The sequence below is a fragment of the Actinosynnema sp. genome, from assembly GCF_052038725.1.
The window spans coordinates 1-3,515 of the sequence record NZ_JBQGCX010000194.1 but is presented as its reverse complement, the minus strand read 5'-3'; the positions used below and the strand labels follow the sequence as shown (position 1 = coordinate 3,515).

Annotated in this window: 5 protein-coding genes; 2 read left to right on the top strand and 3 right to left on the bottom strand. The window is 75.2% G+C overall.

The window, feature by feature from the left end:
• Positions 1-460 (bottom strand): histidine kinase (locus ACTUAL_RS03625; RefSeq protein ID WP_440899261.1); only part of this gene is annotated, 460 nt, incomplete at its 3' end.
• A gap of 42 nt (positions 461-502) precedes the next feature.
• On the opposite strand from ACTUAL_RS03625, the gene ACTUAL_RS03620 reads away from it, so the two are divergent.
• Both ACTUAL_RS03620 and ACTUAL_RS03615 read left to right on the top strand, forming a co-directional pair.
• Positions 503-733, top strand: a complete 231-nt coding sequence (locus ACTUAL_RS03620; protein ID WP_440899260.1) for a hypothetical protein — start codon at positions 503-505, stop codon at positions 731-733.
• A 312-nt stretch (positions 734-1,045) separates the two neighbouring features.
• Positions 1,046-1,651 (top strand): alpha/beta hydrolase, encoded by a 606-nt coding sequence (locus ACTUAL_RS03615; protein ID WP_440899259.1) that lies wholly within the window; start codon positions 1,046-1,048, stop codon positions 1,649-1,651.
• Here ACTUAL_RS03615 and ACTUAL_RS03610 read toward each other — a convergent pair.
• Complete coding sequence (locus tag ACTUAL_RS03610; RefSeq protein WP_440899258.1) at positions 1,548-2,828, bottom strand: serine hydrolase; 1,281 nt, start codon at positions 2,826-2,828, stop codon at positions 1,548-1,550. The genes ACTUAL_RS03615 and ACTUAL_RS03610 overlap by 104 nt on opposite strands.
• A gap of 18 nt (positions 2,829-2,846) precedes the next feature.
• Positions 2,847-3,374 carry a DUF3887 domain-containing protein gene (locus tag ACTUAL_RS03605; RefSeq protein ID WP_440899257.1) on the bottom strand — a complete coding sequence of 176 codons (528 nt, stop codon included), beginning with the start codon at positions 3,372-3,374 and terminating at the stop codon, positions 2,847-2,849.
• Between the last annotated feature and the right edge of the window lie 141 nt (positions 3,375-3,515).

Here is a 3,515-nt window from a genome sequence, read left to right as displayed (position 1 = left end):
GCTCGTCCGAGTCGAACGTCGTCAGCACCAGCACGGCGGGCGGGTCGGGGCGGGTCAGGACCTCCGCCGTCGCGCTCAGCCCGTCGCGGCCCGGCATCCGCGCGTCCACCAGCACCACGTCCGGCCGCTCCCGCGCCACCGCCGCGTCCCCGTCCGCCGCCTCCGCCACCACCACCAGCTCCGGCACCCGCTCCAGCGACGGCGCGCGCGCCGGGCCGAGGTCGCCCCCTGGGCAGGCCCGCAGCACGCCCAGCACGTCCCGCAGCTCCTCCAGCGCCTGCCGCGACCCCTCGGCGATGTCCCGCGCCAGCTCGGCCCCGTCCTCCGCGCGCAGGTCCGCGCGGTGCCCCAGCACCGCGGCCTGCATGGCCACCAGCGAGATCCGGCGCGCCAGCACGTCGTGCATCTCGCGGGCGATCCGGTTCCGCTCGGTGGTCCGCGCCGGGTCGCCAGCGAGCACAGCGCGAGCAGCGCCGCCCCGCCCGCGAGCATCGACGCGCCCGTGCCGATCGAGGTCGGCACGGCCACCGCGAGCGGCAACCTGCGCCGCCACAGCGCCAGGACCAGGCACAGCAGCCCCACCAGCGGGTCGCCGACCAGGAACCAGCCGCGCTCCGCCCCCTCGGGCAGCAGGGTGCCGGTGATCAGCCAGAACGGCGCGCCCGCCACCCCGACCACCGCCACCCGCCACGCGTGCTGCCACCCGCCCGGCCGCGCCGCGCCCACCCGGTGATCGTCGCCCGAACCGCCCGACCGATGCGCCGGGCACCCCTGCCGGGAAACGCTTTCCCCATGCGCAGAACCCTTTCCCCGGCCGTCGTGATCACCGCGCTGGCGGCCGTGGCCACCCCCACCGCGTCCGCCGCGCCGGACACCTCCCCGCCCCCGGTGCGCTGGGGCCCGTGCGAACACCCCGTCCCCGCGGTCCTGGAGTGCGCGCGGGTCAAGGTCCCGCTGGACTACCGGGACCCCCGAGGCCTGGCAGGCGCTGGAATCCGACCGACCGCTGCCCGAGGACCCGCCGGTCGAGGGCGTCGAGAACCTGATGGCGGCCCGCTTCCCCGTGGTCTGCGGCGACACCCGCTGGCCGTCGTCGGTCAGGACCTGCCAGCGCAACGCGGCCGTGGACCGGGTCCGCCACCCGATGCTCGGCGGCTCGACCGCGAGCGTCAACCCGTGCGCGTTCTGGCCCAGGGAGCGGGTCGAGGGCCCGGTCCGGGTCACCGGCAGGGGACCGGCGAACGTGCTGATCTCCCAGAACGAGCGCGATCCCGGCACGCCGCTGGCCGGTGCGCGGGAGATGCGGGGGGCGCTCGGCGGGCGCGCCGTGCTGGTGACCGCCGACCAGGGCGGGCACGAGACGTACCTGTTCGGCGCCAACGAGTGCGCGAACGGCGCGGTGACCGCGTTCCTGGCCAGGGGCGAGCGCCCGACCGGCGACCTGGCCTGCCCGGCGCAACCGAACCGGCCCGGTGACGGGACCGGTCCGCTGACGGGAGAGCGGGCCGCACCGCTCGTGCGGCCCGCTCTCCCTCACCGCTGCCCGGTCACACGAGCTGGAGCGCTCCGCGCAGCACCGCGAGCACCTGCGCCGCCGCGGTCGCCTCGTCGAGCGCGTTCTCCGGGTCGGACAGCATCGCGCTGGCCGTGAGCAGCGTCCCGTCGTCCCGCTGCGCCAGGTAGCTCAGCGTCAGCACGCCCGGTTCGGACCCGCCCTTGAACCAGACGGTCGGGAACCGCGCCGACGGCAGCGCGATCCCGCCGTCGTTGATCGACATGGCCTCGGCCAGCTGCGGGTCGTGGTCCTCCCACAGCCCGGCCATCGCGGAGCACATGTCCAGCGGCGAGCCGAACCACTCCAGCTGGTCGATCTTCCTGGGCTCGGTCCACGGCTGCACGGCGGTCCTGGGCACCCGGCCCACCGCGTTCAGCGCGGCCTCGCGGAGCCGCTGGGGCAGCGCGGTGTACACCGTCGCCGCCGCCGGGTACTGGAAGCCCTTGAGCGTGAGCAGCTCGCGGGTGGTGGGCATCGGCGAGTTCGGGGCGGTGTTGCCGAACCGGGCGAACTGCCGCTGCACCTCGCCGCGCCCGAGCAGGTGGATCAGGTGGTCGGTGGCGGTGTTGTCGCTGATGGAGATCATGTGCTCGGCGTGCTGGGCGAGGGTGAGCACCGTGCCGTCCGGCTGGTCCTGCAGGACGCCGGACGGGAACGACTTCCACCGCTCGCGCAGCGGCAGCCCGGTGTCCCAGGACAGCCGCCCGGCCTTGACCTCGCGGGCGAGCGCGCCGAGGACGTAGAGCTTGAAGGCGGAGCCGAGCGGTCGCGCGGTGCGCTCGTTCAGGCCGTGCGCGGGAACGCACCCCTCGGGCGTGATCGTGGCGGCGGCGAACGAGACGCGCGGCGCCCGCGAGGTCAGCGCGGCGTCGACCTGCTCCACGGAGGTGGGCGCGGGCAGGTGCGGCGCGAACCGCAGCCCCACGACCAACCCGGCCCCGTCGACCGTGATCGTGCCGAGCAGGTCGCCGACCGCGCTGCCGACGACCTGCCGCAGCTCGGTCGGGGTCCGCGCCACCACGACCCCGGCGGTGAGCGCGCCCAGCGATTCGAGGGTCCGGTTGAACCCGTCCACGCCGCCGATCGCGGTCAGCGTCGTGGCCTCCAGGTGCGCGGCCACCTCGTCGGCGGGGACCGGGACGCGCGCGGAGGCGTCGAGCAGCCAGGCGAACTGGCTGTCCGGAGTGGACGGTGGCGCCGCCGCGGCCGGAGCCGCGGCGAGCGAGAGCAGCAGCGCGATCGCGGTGCCCGCGCTGAGGAGACGACGGATCATGGTTCCTTCCTCCGAGGGTCAGGCGGGCCGGAAGAACAACCCGGCCACCTCGCCCTCGCGGTCGAAGCTGACGGTGGCCGTCACCTGGCCCGCCTCGAACCCCAGCAGGACGTTGACCACGGTGATGTCGCCGGCGACGTGCTGGACGGGCTCCCCGAACCGCTCGAACCGCCCGACGCTGCCGACCACGCGGGCCCACACCGTGGCCAGCCGCCCCGGCCCCAGCTCACGCCGCATGTCCCGGTCGAACCCGTCCCGCATCCGGTCGAACCGACCCGCGACGCACTCGCCGAGCAGCACGAGGGCGAGGTCCGAGGCGCCCGCCAGCCCGACGTCCGGCTGCCCGGTGACCGGGTCGACCGGCCGCCCGAACCGCTGGAACGCCGCCTGCCTGCTGGTGCCCAAGACCTCTCCGATCTCCTGCCACGTGCGCCCCTCGCCGCGGGCCTCTTCGACCGCGTCGCGCAGGAGTTCCTGGGACTGGAGGACCCGGTGGTGCGCGGCCTTGACGGCGCCGAGTGTTCCGGCGGGGGAGGGGGGTGTCAAGTTTTGATTGACGGACTGGCGCTGCCTGCGCCCTGCGCTCCGGCAGGTCGAGTCGCAATTCTGCTGCTTACGGCCAGTTCCGGCGCGGTCGGGGAGAGGGGTTACGCAGGCTAGGCAGGTCATGGCACTGAATAGTAATAC

What these genes read in the sequence shown, in the direction of transcription:
- ACTUAL_RS03615 (WP_440899259.1), top strand. Translation starts at nt 1,046, where the DNA reads ATGGCGGCCCGCTTCCCCGTGGTCTGCGGCGACACCCGCTGGCCGTCG.
- ACTUAL_RS03610 (WP_440899258.1), bottom strand. Translation starts at nt 2,828, where the DNA reads ATGATCCGTCGTCTCCTCAGCGCGGGCACCGCGATCGCGCTGCTGCTC.